Origin of the sequence: Streptomyces sp. NPDC026589 (assembly GCF_040638385.1) — a bacterium.
Taxonomy (GTDB): Bacteria; Actinomycetota; Actinomycetes; order Streptomycetales; family Streptomycetaceae; genus Streptomyces.
This window is the reverse complement of record NZ_JBEZYG010000005.1, coordinates 353,359-369,215: the sequence shown is the minus strand read 5'-3', so window position 1 is coordinate 369,215 and position 15,857 is coordinate 353,359. Positions and strand designations below refer to the sequence as shown.

The 15,857-nt window shown below is 71.8% G+C and carries 16 protein-coding genes; 7 read left to right on the top strand and 9 right to left on the bottom strand.

All coding sequences use genetic code 11. The annotated features are described in order from the left end of the window. The first annotated feature begins 25 nt into the window (after positions 1-25). Positions 26-388 carry a metalloregulator ArsR/SmtB family transcription factor gene (locus AB0F29_RS11640; protein WP_361870243.1) on the top strand — a complete coding sequence of 121 codons (363 nt, stop codon included), beginning with the start codon at positions 26-28 and terminating at the stop codon, positions 386-388. A 68-nt stretch (positions 389-456) separates the two neighbouring features. Here the strand turns inward: AB0F29_RS11640 and AB0F29_RS11635 are convergent, their stop codons facing one another. Beyond that, positions 457-1,497, bottom strand: a complete 1,041-nt coding sequence (locus AB0F29_RS11635) for an NAD(P)-dependent alcohol dehydrogenase (protein ID WP_361870241.1) — start codon at positions 1,495-1,497, stop codon at positions 457-459. A 162-nt stretch (positions 1,498-1,659) separates the two neighbouring features. Here AB0F29_RS11635 and AB0F29_RS11630 point away from each other — a divergent pair, with 162 nt between their 5' ends. Beyond that, positions 1,660-2,580, top strand: coding sequence for a helix-turn-helix transcriptional regulator (locus AB0F29_RS11630; protein ID WP_361870239.1), 921 nt, complete (start codon positions 1,660-1,662; stop codon positions 2,578-2,580). Positions 2,581-2,817: 237 nt separating this feature from the next. Here AB0F29_RS11630 and AB0F29_RS11625 read toward each other — a convergent pair whose 3' ends face one another. From AB0F29_RS11625 to AB0F29_RS11615, 3 genes are all read right to left on the bottom strand, one after another. Further along, positions 2,818-3,666: an NAD(P)H-binding protein gene (locus AB0F29_RS11625; protein ID WP_361870236.1), complete on the bottom strand. Its 849-nt coding sequence runs from the start codon at positions 3,664-3,666 to the stop codon at positions 2,818-2,820. A gap of 12 nt (positions 3,667-3,678) precedes the next feature. Next, positions 3,679-4,623, bottom strand: a complete 945-nt coding sequence (locus AB0F29_RS11620; protein WP_361870234.1) for a ScbA/BarX family gamma-butyrolactone biosynthesis protein — start codon at positions 4,621-4,623, stop codon at positions 3,679-3,681. Between the two features lie 322 nt (positions 4,624-4,945). After that, positions 4,946-5,557, bottom strand: a complete 612-nt coding sequence (locus AB0F29_RS11615; RefSeq protein WP_361870232.1) for a LysE/ArgO family amino acid transporter — start codon at positions 5,555-5,557, stop codon at positions 4,946-4,948. A gap of 66 nt (positions 5,558-5,623) precedes the next feature. Here AB0F29_RS11615 and AB0F29_RS11610 point away from each other — a divergent pair, with 66 nt between their 5' ends. The 4 genes from AB0F29_RS11610 (at position 5,624) to AB0F29_RS11595 (ending at position 9,584) form a co-directional block, all read left to right on the top strand. Continuing rightward, positions 5,624-6,544: a LysR family transcriptional regulator ArgP gene (locus AB0F29_RS11610; protein ID WP_361870230.1), complete on the top strand. Its 921-nt coding sequence runs from the start codon at positions 5,624-5,626 to the stop codon at positions 6,542-6,544. A 117-nt stretch (positions 6,545-6,661) separates the two neighbouring features. Beyond that, positions 6,662-7,336 carry a response regulator transcription factor gene (locus AB0F29_RS11605; protein WP_361870228.1) on the top strand — a complete coding sequence of 225 codons (675 nt, stop codon included), beginning with the start codon at positions 6,662-6,664 and terminating at the stop codon, positions 7,334-7,336. Further along, on the top strand, positions 7,336-8,661 hold the full coding sequence (locus AB0F29_RS11600; protein WP_361870225.1) for a HAMP domain-containing sensor histidine kinase: 1,326 nt from the start codon (positions 7,336-7,338) through the stop codon (positions 8,659-8,661). Before AB0F29_RS11605 ends, AB0F29_RS11600 begins: the two co-directional genes overlap by 1 nt. A gap of 74 nt (positions 8,662-8,735) precedes the next feature. Then, entirely contained in the window at positions 8,736-9,584 is an 849-nt protein-coding gene (locus tag AB0F29_RS11595) for an endo alpha-1,4 polygalactosaminidase (RefSeq protein WP_361870222.1), read from the top strand. A gap of 25 nt (positions 9,585-9,609) precedes the next feature. Here AB0F29_RS11595 and AB0F29_RS11590 read toward each other — a convergent pair whose 3' ends face one another. Beyond that, positions 9,610-10,407: a VOC family protein gene (locus tag AB0F29_RS11590; RefSeq protein WP_361870219.1), complete on the bottom strand. Its 798-nt coding sequence runs from the start codon at positions 10,405-10,407 to the stop codon at positions 9,610-9,612. A 254-nt stretch (positions 10,408-10,661) separates the two neighbouring features. Between AB0F29_RS11590 and AB0F29_RS11585 the strand changes: the two genes are divergently transcribed. Beyond that, on the top strand, positions 10,662-11,246 hold the full coding sequence (locus AB0F29_RS11585) for a DinB family protein (RefSeq protein ID WP_361870217.1): 585 nt from the start codon (positions 10,662-10,664) through the stop codon (positions 11,244-11,246). Positions 11,247-11,273: 27 nt separating this feature from the next. Here the strand turns inward: AB0F29_RS11585 and AB0F29_RS11580 are convergent, their stop codons facing one another. From AB0F29_RS11580 to AB0F29_RS11565, 4 genes are all read right to left on the bottom strand, one after another. Beyond that, positions 11,274-11,939, bottom strand: a complete 666-nt coding sequence (locus tag AB0F29_RS11580; protein WP_361870214.1) for a lysophospholipid acyltransferase family protein — start codon at positions 11,937-11,939, stop codon at positions 11,274-11,276. 207 nt (positions 11,940-12,146) lie between these two features. Further along, positions 12,147-13,748: a glycoside hydrolase family 13 protein gene (locus AB0F29_RS11575; RefSeq protein ID WP_361870212.1), complete on the bottom strand. Its 1,602-nt coding sequence runs from the start codon at positions 13,746-13,748 to the stop codon at positions 12,147-12,149. Between the two features lie 163 nt (positions 13,749-13,911). After that, positions 13,912-14,865, bottom strand: a complete 954-nt coding sequence (locus AB0F29_RS11570; protein ID WP_361870209.1) for a carbohydrate ABC transporter permease — start codon at positions 14,863-14,865, stop codon at positions 13,912-13,914. A gap of 17 nt (positions 14,866-14,882) precedes the next feature. Next, positions 14,883-15,851 carry a sugar ABC transporter permease gene (locus tag AB0F29_RS11565; RefSeq protein WP_361870207.1) on the bottom strand — a complete coding sequence of 323 codons (969 nt, stop codon included), beginning with the start codon at positions 15,849-15,851 and terminating at the stop codon, positions 14,883-14,885. Positions 15,852-15,857: the final 6 nt, after the last annotated feature.

Below are 15,857 nucleotides of genomic sequence, written 5' to 3'. Positions count from 1 at the left end.
GGGACCCCGAGGAGGCCTGCCACCCATGTCCACCACAGCCCGCGGAGCCGCGTCCGGGCGGCAGCCCGCCCACCCGCTCCGGACGGAGATCCGTCTGGAAGCGGTCCTGCACGCCCTGGCCGACCCCATCAGGCTGCGCATCGCCCGCGAGCTGGCGGACGGGCACAGCGACATGGCCTGTATCGCGTTCGACCTCCCGGTGAGCAAGTCCACCAGCACCCACCACTTCAAGGTGCTGCGCGAGGCCGGCGTCATCCGCCAGCGCTACGAGGGGACCTCCCGCCTGAGCCGGCTGCGCGAGGACGACCTTGAGGCGCTCTTCCCGGGGCTGCTGCCGGCCGTCCTGGAAGGGGCGCGCCGGTCGGCGGGAGCACCGGACCACGCATGAGTACGGGTCCGCCCCGAGCACCTCGGGTGCTCGGGGCGGAGGTTCGCATGGTGGGGGCGGCCGAAGCCTCAGATCGTCGCTGTGTCGATGACGAAGCGGTAGCGGACGTCGCTGGCGAGGACCCGCTCGTACGCCTCGTTGACCTGACCCGCGCCGATCACCTCGATCTCGGCGCCGAGCCCGTGCACGGCGCAGAAGTCCAGCATCTCCTGGGTCTCCTTGATCCCGCCGATCATCGAACCCGCGATCGACTTGTTGCCCAGGATCAGGGAGAACAGGTTCAGCGAGACCGGCTCCTCGGGGGCGCCCACGTTGACCAGGGTGCCGTCGGTCCGCAGCAGAGCGAGGTAGGCGCCGAAGTCCAGCGGGGCCGAGACCGTGGAGAGGATGACGTCGAAGGTGCCGGCCAGTTCCTCGAAGGTCCGCGGATCGCTGGTCGCGTAGTAGTGGTCGGCGCCCAGCTTGAGCCCGTCGTCCTTCTTCCGCAGCGACTGGGAGAGGACGGTGACCTCGGCGCCGAGCGCGTGCGCGATCTTGACGGCCATGTGGCCGAGACCGCCGAGGCCGACGACGGCGACCTTCTTGCCCGGGCCCGCGCCCCAGCGCTTGAGCGGGGAGTAGGTGGTGATGCCCGCGCACAGGAGCGGCGCGGCCTCGTCCAGGGCGATGCCCTCGGGGATGGAGAGGGCGAACGTCTCGGCCACGACGATGTGCGTCGAGTAGCCGCCGTACGTGGGCTCGCCACCGCGGTCGAGAGCGTTGTACGTCTGGGTGTTGCCCTCGGCGCAGTGCTGCTCGCGGCCCGACAGGCACGCGTCGCACGCTCCGCAGGAGTCGACCATGCAGCCGACGCCGACGCGGTCGCCGACCTTGAACCGGGTGACCCCGGGGCCGGTCTCGGCGACGATCCCGGCGATCTCGTGGCCGGGCACCATCGGGAAGATGCCCTCTCCCCAGCCGTCGCGGGCCTGGTGGATGTCGGAGTGGCAGATCCCGGCGAACTTGATGTCGATCAGCACGTCGAACTCCCCCACCGGGCGGCGTTCGATCGTGGTGCGCTCCAGCGGGGCCTTGGCACGGGGAGCGGCGTAGGCGGCAACGGTGGTCATGCCGGAGGTTCTCCTCTGGGTGATGCGGTAGGAACGTCTCCCAGCATCACGCCGCGACGGATGTTTACCCAGGTCACCGCTTTGCCTACGTCCAGCGGTCCTACTACTGACGGGGACAGGCTCAGGCTCCTGTGACCAGGAATCACAGGAATAATGGAAGCCATGGACGATCGACCAGAGGCCGCCGCCCCCGAGCCGATGGACGGGCGCGCCGAGCTGAGTGAGTTCCTGCGCACCCGGAGGGCCAAGCTCCAGCCGGGGGACGTGGGTCTTCCGGAGTTCGGCCGGCACCGCCGGGTGCCCGGTCTGCGGCGGGAGGAGCTGGCGCAGCTGGCCGGGGTGTCGGTGGCGTACTACACGCGCCTGGAGCAGGGCAACGGGCGCAATGTGTCGGCCGAGGTGCTCGACGCGATCGCGCGTGCGCTGCGGCTCACGGACGCCGAAAGCGCGCATCTGACCCACCTGGCCAAGCCCGCGCAGCACAGGAAGAAGCGCCGCGCGGCCAGGGTGCAGCGGGTACGGAAGGGCCTGCTGTACCTGCTCGACAGCATGGACGGCATCCCCGCGTACGTGACCGGGGCGCGATCCGACGTCCTCGCCTGGAATCCGATGGCGGCCGCGGTGTTCGGTGACTGGGGTGCGCTGCCGCCGGCTGAGCGGAACTGGGCGCGGCTGGTGTTCCTCTCCCCCGCCTACCGGGACCTGTTCGTGGACTGGGACTCCAAGGCCTCGGACATGGTCAGCTATCTGCGGCTGTACGCGGGCTGCCACCCCGACGATCCGGAGCTGTCGGCGCTGGTGGGCGAACTCTCGGTCAAGAGCGACGAGTTCCGGCGGTTGTGGGCCACGCACAACGTCAAGGAGAAGGGCCACGGCATCAAGTTGCTGCGGCATCCGCTCGTCGGGGAGCTGACTCTGTCGTACGAGACGCTGAACCTCCCGGACGACGAGGAGCAGCATCTGGTGACCTACCACGCGGAGCCGGGCTCGGAGTCTGCCCAGGCCCTGCGCCTGCTGGCGAGCTGGGGAGCGGACGCGGGCCGGGTCGACGTCATCGGCGACGCGAGGCGGGACAGCCGTTAGCGATGTGGGCGAGCGGGCGGAGCCGGACCCGCCCGACCCGGAGATCTGGTCGCCGAATTCACCTCACCGGTCTTCTTTTCGGCGTACGGATAAATACGGCAGTGGCTCCCGGGTCTTTTTCGGGGCCCGCGTCCACCGCACGCCGTAAAATCGGTCGGGAAAAGGGAATACACGCACAGTCGCGCTTCTCTGCCGCCCGCGAGGGACAAAGGCTCTCCGTTCACCCGCGAAGCGGTCCTATTCCGGTGCGAAAGCCTCCGCGTGCTCGGCCGACCAGCTCCGGAACGGCCTCGCCGGACGGCCCGTCAGTTCCTGGATCGTGGGGACCACGGACGCCTTCGCGCCCACCCGTTGCCGCTCGGCGCTCTCCAGGAACGCTTCCGCGACGAGCTGCGGATACTTCGCCAGCAGGGCCGTACGCGCGGCGTCCACGCCCAGTTCCTCGAAGCGCAGAGGCCGCCCCAGCACCCGGGAGAGCTGGGCAGTCTGTTCGCGCGCGGTGATCGCCTCCGGGCCGGACACGGCGTACGCCCTGCCCTCGTGCCCCGTACCGGTGAGAACGGCGACGGCCACCGCGGCGACGTCGCGCGGGTCGACGCACGCTACGGGGGCGTCGCCGTACAGGGCGCGCACCACTCCCGCCGACCGGATGCCGGGGGCCCAGGAAAGGGCATTGGACATGAACGTCCTGGGGCGCACGAACGTCCACGGGACGCCCGAATCCCTGATCGCCTGTTCGTTCTCCCGCTGACGCCGGGTGATGAAGTCGTCGGCGCCCGGCTCCTCCACCGCCATCATGGACAGCTTGACCAGGTGGCGTACGCCCGCCGCGGCCGCCGCCGCGGCGACCCGCTCGTCGTCGGGCTCCGTCGGGCTGTTCGTCACCAGGAACACCGAGGCGACGTCCCGCAGGGCCCGGTCGAGAGCGGCGCGGTCCCCGTACTCCCCCCCGACGACCTCGACCCCTGCTCCCCGCACGGTGAGCCGCTCGGGGCGGCGCGCGAGGATCCGCACGGGGCCGGCCTCCGCGAGCTGTCCGGCGACCTCACGGCCCACCGCTCCGGTCGCACCCGTCACGAGAATCACTCGAGCAACCTTTCAGCCGTCGACCCGGGGGCCGGACAGGACCGTGGAGAAGACCGTCTCGTCGTCCTGACGCCCTGTCACCTGGACCGTCACCGTATCCTCGTCCTCCCCCGGCAGGACCACCGCCCCTATCCAGCACGGGCTGCCGAACTCGGAGTACCGGTGGAACCGGGTGCTCGCCTCCACCGGAACGACTCCGGCGGGCCCTGCCACCAGGCACGCCGCCTGGCGGGCCGCCTCCAGCAGCAACATGCCCGGGACATGGTCATTGGGGCGCTGGAAGAGGGTGGGATGCCGGGTGTCCACGCGCAGTTCCCAGACTCCGTCCTGCCCCGTCTCCGAGAGCACCACGTCCTCGACGCGGGCACGGCCCGCGAGGACGGCCGGAACCGGCACGGTCTCCGGTATGGATATCCCCTCTGCCGGGGCGTCGCCGCGCATCCGCCTGTACGCCCGGGGGGTGCTGAACCGGGTCGCCCCCATCCCCGTCGCGGCGAGCTGACCGTCCCGGTGCACCGCCCAGCCGACCCGCCCCTGCGCCGGGAGCCCGCTCCGCCACTTCAGGTCGGAGCAGAACACCTCCACGTCGATCTCGGTGGGCGCGCCCCCCACCGCCAGATGTTCCTGATGGCAGACGTAGTCCAGTCCCGTCATCAGGAACTGGTAGCCGAGCGGGATCCCGTACCCGGCATGGAAGGCGAGCATGGCCGCCTGCCGCATCGCCTCCGCGACCAGGAGCGGATCGTGCCGGTCGTCACCCACCGGAGCGAAGAAGGGGTGGTCGTGCGGAAGAACCGCCTCCACCGCGAACCGGTCGCGTCCCAGGCGTACCCAGTTCCGCGGAAAGGCGTCCTCCGGCCTGGTCCGGTGCACCATGTCGATCCCCACGGGATGCACCACCTCGGCCTCCACGTCCATAGTCGGCACCGGATCGATCAAGACTGCTGCTTCGGGCATAACTCCCCCCAGGGGTCATGTAGTGGCGAGCCGTTCCTGCGATGCGCGTACTGGTAGGACAAGATACAGAATAGTCGGTTATTTTCTCCACGTCCGAACGAGGCTCCGCACCCCGCGGGCATCCGGGAAATGCATCTGCCGGGTCGCGACGATTACCGGAATTCCCCAGGCGCCGACCGCGCAAAAGGCCGTAACCGCTCCCTTTTCCCGCATGGCACCGATCCTGTCGAAAGATGGCGATCATGGGCATGGTACGCCGGGTGAGTGCCCTCGCCCCTGGACGCGTGGAGCGTCCAGGGACGCCGCTGGGCACGGGAGGCGCTCAGGCGCTCAGCGCCAGCTTCGCGCCGAGGCCGATCATCGTCACGGCGACCAGACCGTCCAGCACCCGCCACGCGGAGGGCCGCGCGAGGACTCCGCTCAGCAGCCGGGCACCGAACCCGAGCGCGGCGAACCAGCACACGCTGGCGAGGATCGCACCGAGGCCGAAGGTCCAGCGCAACGGCCCTCGGTCGGCGGCGACGGACCCGAGCAGGAACACGGTGTCGAGGTACACGTGCGGGTTCAGCCAGGTCATCGCCAGGCAGGTCAGCACCACACCCCGGCGCGAGGCGGCCGGAGCGTCCCCCGCGTGCAGGGCCGACGGCCGCAGGACCCGGCGCGCGGCGAGCAGACCGTAGCCGATCAGGAACACCCCGCCGAGCAGCCCCACCACCGTCAGCGCCGACGGCCAGGCCACGACGAGAGCGCCGACGCCGGCGACTCCCAGCGCGATGAGCACCGCGTCGGACAGGGCGCAGATCCCGACCACCGCGAACACGCCGTCACGGCGGACGCCCTGGCGCAGCACCAGGGCGTTCTGGGCTCCGATGGCGACGATGAGGGAGAGGCCAGTGCCGAAACCGGCGGCTGCGGTGGTCAGAGCGTTCGTCATGCGGCGACGCTACGGAGCGAGAGATCATGGTGTCCAGCTAAAGATTCTTACCTATCATTAGCAGTCATGATGTCCGAGCTTCCTCTCGATCAGGTACGGACCCTGCTGGCCGTGGTCGACGAGGGCACCTTCGACGCGGCGGCGAACGCCCTGCGCCTGACGCCGTCGGCGGTCAGCCAGCGAGTGAAGGCACTGGAGCAGCGCACGGGCCGGGTACTGCTGATGCGCACGAAGCCGGTGCGGCCCACCGAGTCCGGTGAGGTGGTGGTGCGCTTCGCCCGCCAGCTCGCCCGGCTGGAGCACGACGCACAGGCGGCCCTCGGGATGTCCGGGCCGGGCGAGCCGACGCTCCTGCCCATCGCGGTGAACTCCGATTCGCTGGCGACCTGGTTCCTGCCCGCCCTGCGGCGCGTGCCGGAGGAGCTGGGACTCTGTTACGAGCTGCGCCGGGAAGACCAGGACCATACGGCCGCTCTGCTGCGGGAGGGGCTGGCGATGGCCGCGGTGACCTCGTCGCCGGAGGCGGTGACGGGCTGCTCGGTGCGCCGGCTGGGACGCATGCGGTATCTGCCGGTGGCCAGTCCCGGTTTCGCCGACCGGTGGCTGGGGCGGCGGGAGGGCGCCGCGTTGCACGAGCTGATGGGCGACGCCCCGGTGATCGGCTTCGACCGGCGCGACGATCTGCAGGACGCCTTCGTGCGCCGGCTCGTCCCCGGCCTCCGGCCGAGCGCCCGGCGCCACCTGGTACCCACGTCGGAGGGGTTCGCGAACGCCGTGGCGTCGGGAATGGGCTGGGGCATGGTGCCCGAGGTCCAGGCGGAGCCGTTGCTGAGGGAAGGCCGGCTGGTGCGGCTCGCCGCAGACCACACCGTGGACGTTCCGCTGTACTGGCAGCAGTGGAAGCTCGAATCAGCTGCCCTGGCGGCCGTCGCCGAGGCGGTGGCGGCGGAGGCCGCCGAGGCACTCGACGGCGACTGGCCGGACTGACCGGCGCCCGGATCAGTGAGGCCTCACCGGCCTCATGGGGCGACTCGGTGCGGGTGCGCGGGACGCCTTAGGATGGCGGGTCTCTCCCCCCGGACAAGACTCGGAGGCATCCTCCCGATGCGTGTGCTGCTGGTGGAGGACGACGACGACCTGCGGGACGTGATCGCGGCCGGGCTGCGGGACGGCGGCTTCGCCGTGGACTGCGCGTCGGACTGGCCGGAGGCGGACGTGCTGCTGCACATGACCGCGTACGACTGTGTGGTGCTGGACCGGATGGTGCCCTCCGGCGACACTCTCGCGCCGCTGGAGGACAGGCGCCGGGCCGGCTGGTCGGTGCCCGTGCTGTGCCTCACCGCCCTGGACTCGCTGCACGAGCGGCTGCGGGGGCTGGAGAGCGGAGCGGATGACTATCTGGCCAAACCGTTCTCGATGCGCGAGCTCGTCCTGCGCGTCCGGGGCCTGAGCCGGCGGGCGTCGGCCCGGCTCCCCTCCTTTTTGAGCTGTTCCGACGTGGTCATGGACGTGGCACGGCACGAGGTGCGGCGCGCCGGCGTACTGCTGTCGCTGAGCCCGAAGGAGTACGCCGTGCTCCAGCAGTTCCTGGTCCACCGGGACGCCGTCGTCACCCGTGCCGGACTGCTGGAGCACTGCTGGGACGAGATGGCCGACCCGGTCTCCAACGTGGTCGACGCGGTGGTCGCGGGGCTGCGGCGCAAGCTCGGATCCCCCGGCCTGGTGCACACCGTACGGGGGCATGGGTTCCTTCTGTCGGCGGAGCCGGGGCCGTCCTGATGGCGCAGCCCGTACGGCGGCCCCGCTCCCCGGCCCGGAGGCGGCTGCACCGGCTGCGGCTACGGCTGACCGCCGCGTACACCCTGATCACCGTCGCCGGGCTGGCCTGCCTGTCCTGGCTGGTGATCCGTACCGACGACCGGGCGCGGCTGGACGCCGAGTACGACGAGATGCGCCGCCGGGCGTCCGTCGCGGCCTCGCTCGTCTACTACGAGGACGACCGGATCCGGCTGGACGGGCTCGCGGACGACGAGGCGACCTCGGGAACCCCGCAGGTGCTGGTGGTGGAGGGCCGCCCCGGCGGGGCGTCGGTCACCGTGTTCCGGGGGCGTACCGCGCAGTTCGCCGTGGAGGCCGGGACGATCCGGGCGGTGACCCGTTCAGCGATGGGCGAGGAAGGGCCGGTACGGGCGGAGGCGCGCGACCGCGCGGGAGAGCCCGTCCGGCTGCTGGCCGTGCCCTTCTACCACGACGCCACCGACGAGGTGGCGGGCGCGGCCGTCGCGGTCGGCGATCCGGCGCGGGGGGCAGCCGAGCACCGCGGTCTGGTCCTCTCCCTCGTCGTCGGGGCCGGTGCTCTGACAGCGCTGGCCGCGCTGACCGGGCATGTCCTCTCCGGGCGGAGCATGCGGCCGGCCTGGGAGGCGCTGGAGCAGCAGGAACGGCTGCTGGCCGACGCGGCGCACGAGTTGCGGACCCCGGTCGCGGTGATGCGCGGATCGGTGGAGGTGGCCGCCGGGGCTCCGGGCGGGCTGGAGGCGCAGCTGCCCCGGATCCGGCGGGCGGCGGACCGGATGGCCGATGTCGTGGAGAACCTGCTGGCCCGAGGGCGGCTGGAGGCCGCCGTGGACGTCGTACGGGCGGAGCCGCTGCGCCTGGACCAGCTCGTCGAGGAGGTGTGCGCGGAGTTGCCGGAGGGCGGGCACCGGCTGGAGTCGCGGCTGGAGGAGTCGGTGGTCGAGGCGGACGCCGCGCTGGTGCGGGTCGCTGTGCGCAACCTCCTGGACAACGCCGTGCGACACGGCCGGGCCCCCGGCGCGCCGGACGGGGTCGATCTGCTGGTGACCGTGCGCGGACCGGAGGTGCGGGTCGCCGACCGGGGCCCGGGAGTGGCCCCGGCCCGGCTGCCGGAGCTGATGGAGCGGTTCAGCTCGCCGGGCGGGGGAACGGGGATCGGTCTCTCGCTGGTACGGCGGATCGCGGAGGCCCACCGGGGGTCGCTGACCGTCCGGGCGCGCCCGGGCGGCGGCGCGGAGTTCGTCCTGCGTCTCGCGCCCGTCCGGTCGCGGCGCGGTGTCGGGCGGGCGCTCACGATTCGCTCATGACCGGCCGTCCATGATGTGGGGGCAGGTTCGAAAGCCCACTCACAGGTTCGAAAGCCCACTCAGGGGAGTCACGCATGTCCCAGCACGCCGTCCGTACGTTCCTCCGCCGCCGAAGCACGCTCGCCGGTCTGGCCGGCGGTGTCGCGGTCGCGACGGGAGCGGGACTGCTGCTGTCCAACGCCTTCGCCTCGGGGGCAGCGCCCGAGGTTGTGCCGCCCGGGGCCGACGTGACCTTCGACTACCAGATCGGCGGCGCGTACACCCCGCCCGCCGGGGTCGGGGCGGTCTCCCGCGACCGTGGCGACGAGCCGGCCGAGGGCCTGTACAACGTCTGTTATGTGAACGCCTTCCAGACCCAGCCCGACGCGCTGGACCGATGGGAGAAGGACAACCCCGATCTGCTGCTGCGCGACGGCGACGGCGACCTGGTCAATGACGAGGAGTGGGGCGAGGCGCTGCTCGACACCTCGACCGCGGACAGGCGCACCCGGCTGGCGGACATCGTCGGGGGCTGGGTCGACGGCTGTGCGAAGTCCGGTTTCCAGGCGGTGGAGCCGGACAACCTGGACTCCTACGAACGATCGAAAGGTCTGCTGACCCGGGCGCACAACGCGGCGTTCGCGAAACTCCTGGCCGACAGGGCGCACGCCGCCGGGCTGGCGATCGGCCAGAAGAACACCACCGATCTGCTGGAGCAGCGGGAGACGATCGGGTTCGACTTCGCCGTCGCCGAGGAGTGCGGCCGGTACGACGAGTGCGACGCCTACGCCTCCGCGTACGGCGACAGGGTGTTCGTCGTCGAGTACACCGACGACGACTACGCGAAGGCGTGTTCGTCCGTGGGGGCGAAGGTCTCGGTGGTGCGCCGGGATCTCGACGTCCGGCCGGCCGGACAGCCGGGGTACGTGTTCCGCACCTGCTGAAGGGCGCTGCCGGGAACGGGTGGGCTCAGGGGGCGTCCGGCGGTTGGGCGCAGACGGTGAAGATGCCGCCGTGAGGGTCCCTGATCACCGCTTCGGTTCCGTCGGCGGGCGAGTCCACCGACGGTCCCGCCGTACCGCCCGCCGCGCGGGCCGCCTCGGTGGCCGCTTCCGCGTCCGCGACCGGGAAACGGACGTGCCAGCGCGGGCGCAGCCGGGGGTCGGGGGACGAGGCGTCGCCGCCTCCGCGCAGCGTGGCCACGGTGCGGCCGCCCTGCCGTACGACGACCGCATCCTGTTCGTACGCGTAGCCGACCTCGCAGCCGCCGGGTTCCTCGGAGGCCCAGCCGAACACCTCGGCATAGAAGATCGCGCAGTCGAAGGCGTGGCTCGTCCGCAGTTCGATGGAGGCGGGCGGCTTGTCGCGGCCGAACGACCAGGGCGGGGTCCGGCCTTCCCAGAAGCCGAATCCGGCCCCTTCCCGGTCGGCGGCCACGGCCCCCCGCCCGGGGCCCAGCCGGACCGGGCCGACGGCGATGGTGCCGCCCCGTTCCCGGACCCGGGCCGCTGTGGCGTCCGCGTCATCGACGGCGAAGTACGGGGTCCAGGAGACGGCGGTGGGCAGACCGGGGGCGATCCGGGCGATCCCCGCGACCGGCAGGGCGTCGAGGTGGGCGACGGTGAAGCCCTCGCCGAGTGTGCCGGAGCGGAAGGTCCACCCGAGGACGGTCCCGTAGAAGTCCTGGGTGGCCCGCACGTCCGGGGTCATGAGACTGACCCAGCACGGGACCCCGTGCACCGGGGTGCTCTGCTCTGCCGCGGTCATCGGGATCGTCTCCTCGTCCCCGGTGGTAGCCGCCGGACGCGGACGCCGGTCCGGCGGGTGAGCCTGCTGGTCACCGGCCGCCGCAGGCCGGTGCACTCCGTGGCGTCGGGCGTCCCTGGAACGGCACGGCTCCATACCTACGCCGCCGGGGTCGTCGCCGCCACCCGGGCCGCGTTCCGGAACGGTGCGGTGCGCACACCCGGACCGCCCCTGGGCGGGGATCGCGTGTCGGTGCCCGGTGGCAGACTGCCCCCATGACCGACCCGCAGCCGAAGGCTGACCTCCAGCACTATCTGCAGTCCGCTCGCGACGCCCTGCTCTGGAAGCTCGAAGGGCTCTCCGAGTACGACGTCCGGCGCCCTCTGACGCCGACCGGCACCAATCTCCTCGGGCTGGTCAAGCACGCCGCCGGGGTGGAGCTGGGCTACTTCGGCGAGACGTTCCGTCGGCCGTTCGGCGAGACGCCGCCCGCCTTCGGCGACGACGCCGAGGCGAACCAGGACATGTGGGCGACCGCCGACGAGTCGCGCGAGGACGTCCTCGCCCTCTACCGCCGGGTGGCGGAGCACGCGGACGCCACGATCGCCGAACTGCCGCTCGACGCGGTCGGGCACGTCCGGTGGTGGCCCGGCGAGCGGAGCCGCGTGACGCTGCACCAGATCCTGATCCATGTGATCGCCGACCTCCAGCGGCACGCCGGCCACGCCGACATCGTCCGGGAGCTCGTCGACGGGACGGTCGGACTGCGGTCCGGCACCGACAACATGCCGCCGGGCGACCGCGCGTGGTGGAAGGAGTACCGGCAGCGCCTGGAGGAGGTGGCGCGGGAGGCCGGGTAGCCGCTCCTCCCCCCGTTCCGTCGCCGTTCAGCGCCCGGCGAGCGCCGCGGGTTCGCCGAGGTGGTGCGCGGCGGTGCGCCAGGCCGCGGTGACGGCTTCGCGGGCCGTGGCGGTCGCCGCCTCGACATCCGGCGGGAGACGCAGTGGGGCGCCGACGTGGACGTGGAGCCGGGGGCGGCGCGCCGGAGCGGTGAGGAGCCCGGAGATCTGCTTGACGCGGGGGCCCGAGGTCACCCGGCGGGCTCCCGCCTGGCCGAGCGGGACGACGGGTGCGCCGGACACGTGAGCGAGACGGGCGAGGCCGCTGCGGAAGCTCTCCGGCGGAGCCTCCGCCGCATCCGTGCGGCTGGGCAGCCGTCCTTCGCCGTAGATGAGCAGCTGACGGCCGTCCCCGAGCGCGACGGCCGCCGCGTCGAGGGCGGCTGCGGCCCGGTCGGTGTACCGGTGCACGGGCACGTGGCCGCCGCGTTCCAGGAGACGGCCGAGGACCGGTATGCGCCACAGCCCCGCGGTGGCCATGACGACGGGTTCGACGCCGAGGCGCAGCAGTGCGGCGAGGACGATGCCCGGGTCGGCCAGGGAGGTGTGGTTGGCGACGATGATGCTGCCGGCGGCCGGGGCCGTGGCGTGGTCGGACGTGACCGTGAGTCGTCCGAGCCAGGGGACGACGGCGGCGGCGATGCGGCTGAGCACGGTTCTCCCGGGGTTCGGCGGGCGGGGGCCGTCGTGGTGACGGCGGTGCGGGGTCCGCCTCTCCCGGCTTCGCCCGCCACACCCTCATCGTCGTGGCGGCCGGGGCGTGGGGCCTGAGTGCGGGTACTCAGGCCCCCTGGTCGATCGCCCCCGCAATCGGGGCGCTCCCGGGCTGCCGGGACACCCCGGACTGTGTGCCGTACCGGTTCAGAGGGCCAGCCACACCGCCGTGTCCCGGGGCAGCCGGCCTTCGGCGTCCAGGGGGCCGCTGGTGAGGAGAACCCGGGTGTGGGCGGGGAGCCGGGCGGGTTCCTCGGCGAGGTTGACCGCGCAGACCAGGCCCTCGCCACGGGTGAACGTCAGGAGGCCGGGTTCCTCGTTCAGCCAGCGCAGCGGTTCGGTGTGCAGCGCGGTCAGGGTGCGCCGCAGCCGCAGGGCCTCGCGGTAGAGGGCCAGCATGGAGTGGGGGTCCTGTGCCTGGAGGTCGGCCGCGCGGCCCGGCCAGTCGGCGGGGAGCGGGAGCCAGGGTTCGACGGTGGAGCCGAAGCCGGCGAAGGGTTCGCCGGCCGCCCAGGGCAGCGGGGTGCGGCAGCCGTCGCGGCCGGGGGCACGGCCCTGGGAGCGGAAGTACATGGGGTCCTGGATGCGGTCCAGCGGTACGTCGGCCTCGGGCAGGCCCAGTTCCTCGCCCTGGTAGAGGTAGACGGAGCCGGGCAGGGCGAGCGAGAGGAGGGCGGCGGCGCGGGCGCGGCGGGTGCCCAGCTCCAGGTCGCTGGGGACGCCGAACGCCTTGGCCGTGAAGGCGAAGCCGGTGTCCTCGCGGCCGTAGCGGGTGACGGTGCGGGTGACGTCGTGGTTGCAGAGGACCCAGGTGGCGGGGGCTCCGACGGGGGCGTGTTCGGCGAGGGTCTCGTCGATGGCGCGGCGCAGCAGTGCGCCGTCCCAGGGACAGCTGAGGAAGGTGAAGTTGAAGGCGGTGTGCAGTTCGTCGGGGCGGAGGTAGCGGGCGAAGCGCTCGGAGTCGGGCAGCCACACCTCGCCGACGAAGATGCCGCCGAACGCGTCGGCGATGGCCCGCCAGCCGCGGTAGATGTCGTGCAGTTCGTCCCGGTCGGTGTACGGGTGGGGCCCCGGGTGCCCGTCGAGGTCCGGGAGCGCCGGGTCCTTGGCGACGAGGGCGGCGGAGTCGATGCGCACCCCGGCGACGCCGCGTTCGAACCAGAAGCGCAGGACGTCCTCGTGCTCCTGGCGTACGGCCGGATGTGCCCAGTTGAGGTCGGGCTGCTCGGTGGCGAAGAGGTGGAGGTACCACTCGCCGTCCTCGACACGGGTCCAGGGCACCCCGCCGAACTCGCTCTCCCAGTCGTTGGGGGGCAGTTCGCCGTGTTCGCCGCGGCCGGGCCGGAAGTGGAAGAGTTCGCGCTCCGCGCTGCCGGGGCCCGCCGCCAGGGCGGCCCTGAACCAGACGTGCTGGTCGGAGACGTGGTTGGGAACGATGTCGATGATGGTCCTGATCCCCGCCTCGCGGGCTTCGGCGATGAGCTTCTCGGCTTCCGCGAGGTCTCCGAAGGAGGGGTCGACGGCCCGGTAGTCGGCCACGTCGTACCCGCCGTCCGCCATCGGGGAGAGATACCAGGGGGTGAACCAGAGGGCGTCGACGCCGAGTTCGGCCAGGTAGGGCAGCCGGGACCGCACGCCCGTCAGATCGCCGGTGCCGTCGCCGTCGCCGTCGGCGAAGCTGCGGACGTAGACCTGGTAAATGACGGCCGAGCGCCACCAGTCGTCGGCGGCAAGCTGGCTGCCTTCCATAAGGCGGGTTCCTTTCGGGCGGGGCGCGGTGGCCGGCGGGGTGTGGGCCGGTCCGCGCGACAGGGGGCGGAAGGTTCTGACGCCGCCGCCCCGGAGCGGGGCGGGAAGGCCGGGCGCGGCGGCGGGTCCGGGTGGGCGGCACAGGTGGTGCCGTCCGGCGCGGTCAGCCTTTTGTGCTGCCGGCGCTGATTCCGGCGATGATGTGACGCTGGAAGACCAGGAACATGAGGACCATCGGGATGCTCGCGATGACCATGGACCCGATCAGCACGGTCAGCGGGACGTTCTGCGAGAGCTGCACCAGCGCCACGCTGATCGGCTGCTTGTCGGTGTCGGAGAAGACCATCAGGGGCCAGAGGAAGTCCTGCCACACGGCGACCAGCGCGAAGATCGACACGACGCCGAGGACGGGTCTCGACAGGGGCAGGACGATGGACCACAGGGTGCGGAGCTTGCCCGCCCCGTCGATCTCGGCGGCTTCCAGGACGTCGCGTGGGATCTGGTCGAAGAACCGTTTGAGCAGGTAGAGGTTGAAGGCGTTCGCGACGGCCGGCAGCCAGATGGCCAGCGGGTCGTTCAGCAGGTTGACGTGGATCAGCGGCATGTCCGCGATGGTGAGGTACTTCGGTACGACGAGGGCCTGCACGGGGACCATGAGGGTAGCGAGGATGCCGCCGAGGATGATGTTGCCGAAGGCGGGCTTGAGCTTGGACAGGGCGTAGGCGGCGGCCGTGCAGAAGACGATCTGGAGCACCCAGGCGCCGGTCGCCTGGACGACCGTGTTCCACAGGTGGGTCGGCAGCCGCATGAGGTCCCAGGCGTCGGTGTAGCCGCTCACCCGCCACTGCTCGGGGACGAGGGTGGGCGGGGTGCGCACCACTTCCTCGGGTGGTTTCATCGCGCCCGTGACCATCCAGTAGACGGGGAAGAGGAACGCGAACGCGAAGAGCAGGACGACGAGGGTGAACACCGACCAGTAGGCGACCTTGCCGCGGCGCCCGGCGAGCGCCAAAGGCGAGATGACGGTACGTGACGACCGCTCGGCCGGGGCGTCGCCGGACTTCCTGGCGCGGACGGTGGGCGGTTTCTGTACCGGGGGCGGAGCTGTCTGTGTCATGGCGGGCGACGCTCCTCTCAGTCGGTGCGGGTGAGTCGCAGATACAGGGCGGAGAAGGCGCTGAGCACCAGCAGGAGCATCACGCTGAGGGCGGACGCGCCGCCGAAGTCGTTGTAGAGGAAGGCGTATTTGTAGATCAGGTAGAGCACCGTGACGGTGGAGTTCTCCGGGCCGCCACCGGTGATGACGAAGGGTTCGGTGAACACCTGCATCGTCGCGATGACCTGGAGGAGCATCAGCATCAGGATGATGAAGCGGGTCTGCGGGATCGTGACGTGCCGGACGCGCTGCCAGACGGACGCGCCGTCCAGCTCGGCGGCCTCGTACAGCTCGCCGGGGATGCCCTGGAGGGCGGCGAGGTAGATGAGGACGGTGCCGCCCATGTTGGCCCAGGTCGCGACGATGACGAGCGAGACGAGCGCGGTGTCGGCGCCGTTGGTCCAGTTCGATGTCGGCAGGTGGAGGAAGCCGAGCACCTCGTTGGCCAGGCCCGCGCCCGGATCGTAGAACCACTTCCACAGCAGGGCGCTGACCACCGGCGGGATCATCACGGGGAGGTAGACGACGACCCGGAAGAAGGCCTTGGCGTGCCGCAGTTCGTTGAGGACGAGGGCCATGACGAACGGAATGGCGAACCCGATGACCAGGGCGAGCACGGTGAAGGTGAGGGTGTTGCGCCAGGCGGCGGCGAACTCCGGGTCCTGGAAGACGCGGGAGAAGTTCGCGGTGCCGACCCATTCGGGGTCGGAGCCGGGGGTGTACTTCTGGAACGCGATGATCACCGACCGGACGGCCGGGTACCAGGAGAACAGGATGAAGCAGAGCAGGCCGCCGATCAGGAACCCGTAGGCGGTGGCCTGGTCGGCGATCTTCCTGCGCAGCGGGCCGAGGGGCCCGCGGCCCGCCCTGCTCGCGTCTCCTGGGGGAGGCGTCGTGCCGGCGGACCGCGGCCTCGCGGGCGGTGCGGGTCGGGACGTGGTCTTCATGGCTCT

Excerpts from the sequence above, each read along its gene's own strand:
- AB0F29_RS11605 (WP_361870228.1), top strand. The coding sequence starts at position 6,662 with ATGCGTGTGCTGCTGGTGGAGGACGACGACGACCTGCGGGACGTGATC.
- AB0F29_RS11585 (WP_361870217.1), top strand. The coding sequence starts at position 10,662 with ATGACCGACCCGCAGCCGAAGGCTGACCTCCAGCACTATCTGCAGTCC.
- AB0F29_RS11610 (WP_361870230.1), top strand. The coding sequence starts at position 5,624 with ATGATGTCCGAGCTTCCTCTCGATCAGGTACGGACCCTGCTGGCCGTG.
- AB0F29_RS11575 (WP_361870212.1), bottom strand. The coding sequence starts at position 13,748 with ATGGAAGGCAGCCAGCTTGCCGCCGACGACTGGTGGCGCTCGGCCGTC.
- AB0F29_RS11570 (WP_361870209.1), bottom strand. The coding sequence starts at position 14,865 with ATGACACAGACAGCTCCGCCCCCGGTACAGAAACCGCCCACCGTCCGC.
- AB0F29_RS11630 (WP_361870239.1), top strand. The coding sequence starts at position 1,660 with ATGGACGATCGACCAGAGGCCGCCGCCCCCGAGCCGATGGACGGGCGC.
- AB0F29_RS11600 (WP_361870225.1), top strand. The coding sequence starts at position 7,336 with ATGGCGCAGCCCGTACGGCGGCCCCGCTCCCCGGCCCGGAGGCGGCTG.
- AB0F29_RS11595 (WP_361870222.1), top strand. The coding sequence starts at position 8,736 with ATGTCCCAGCACGCCGTCCGTACGTTCCTCCGCCGCCGAAGCACGCTC.
- AB0F29_RS11635 (WP_361870241.1), bottom strand. The coding sequence starts at position 1,497 with ATGACCACCGTTGCCGCCTACGCCGCTCCCCGTGCCAAGGCCCCGCTG.
- AB0F29_RS11620 (WP_361870234.1), bottom strand. The coding sequence starts at position 4,623 with ATGCCCGAAGCAGCAGTCTTGATCGATCCGGTGCCGACTATGGACGTG.
- AB0F29_RS11590 (WP_361870219.1), bottom strand. The coding sequence starts at position 10,407 with ATGACCGCGGCAGAGCAGAGCACCCCGGTGCACGGGGTCCCGTGCTGG.
- AB0F29_RS11565 (WP_361870207.1), bottom strand. The coding sequence starts at position 15,851 with ATGAAGACCACGTCCCGACCCGCACCGCCCGCGAGGCCGCGGTCCGCC.
- AB0F29_RS11640 (WP_361870243.1), top strand. The coding sequence starts at position 26 with ATGTCCACCACAGCCCGCGGAGCCGCGTCCGGGCGGCAGCCCGCCCAC.
- AB0F29_RS11615 (WP_361870232.1), bottom strand. The coding sequence starts at position 5,557 with ATGACGAACGCTCTGACCACCGCAGCCGCCGGTTTCGGCACTGGCCTC.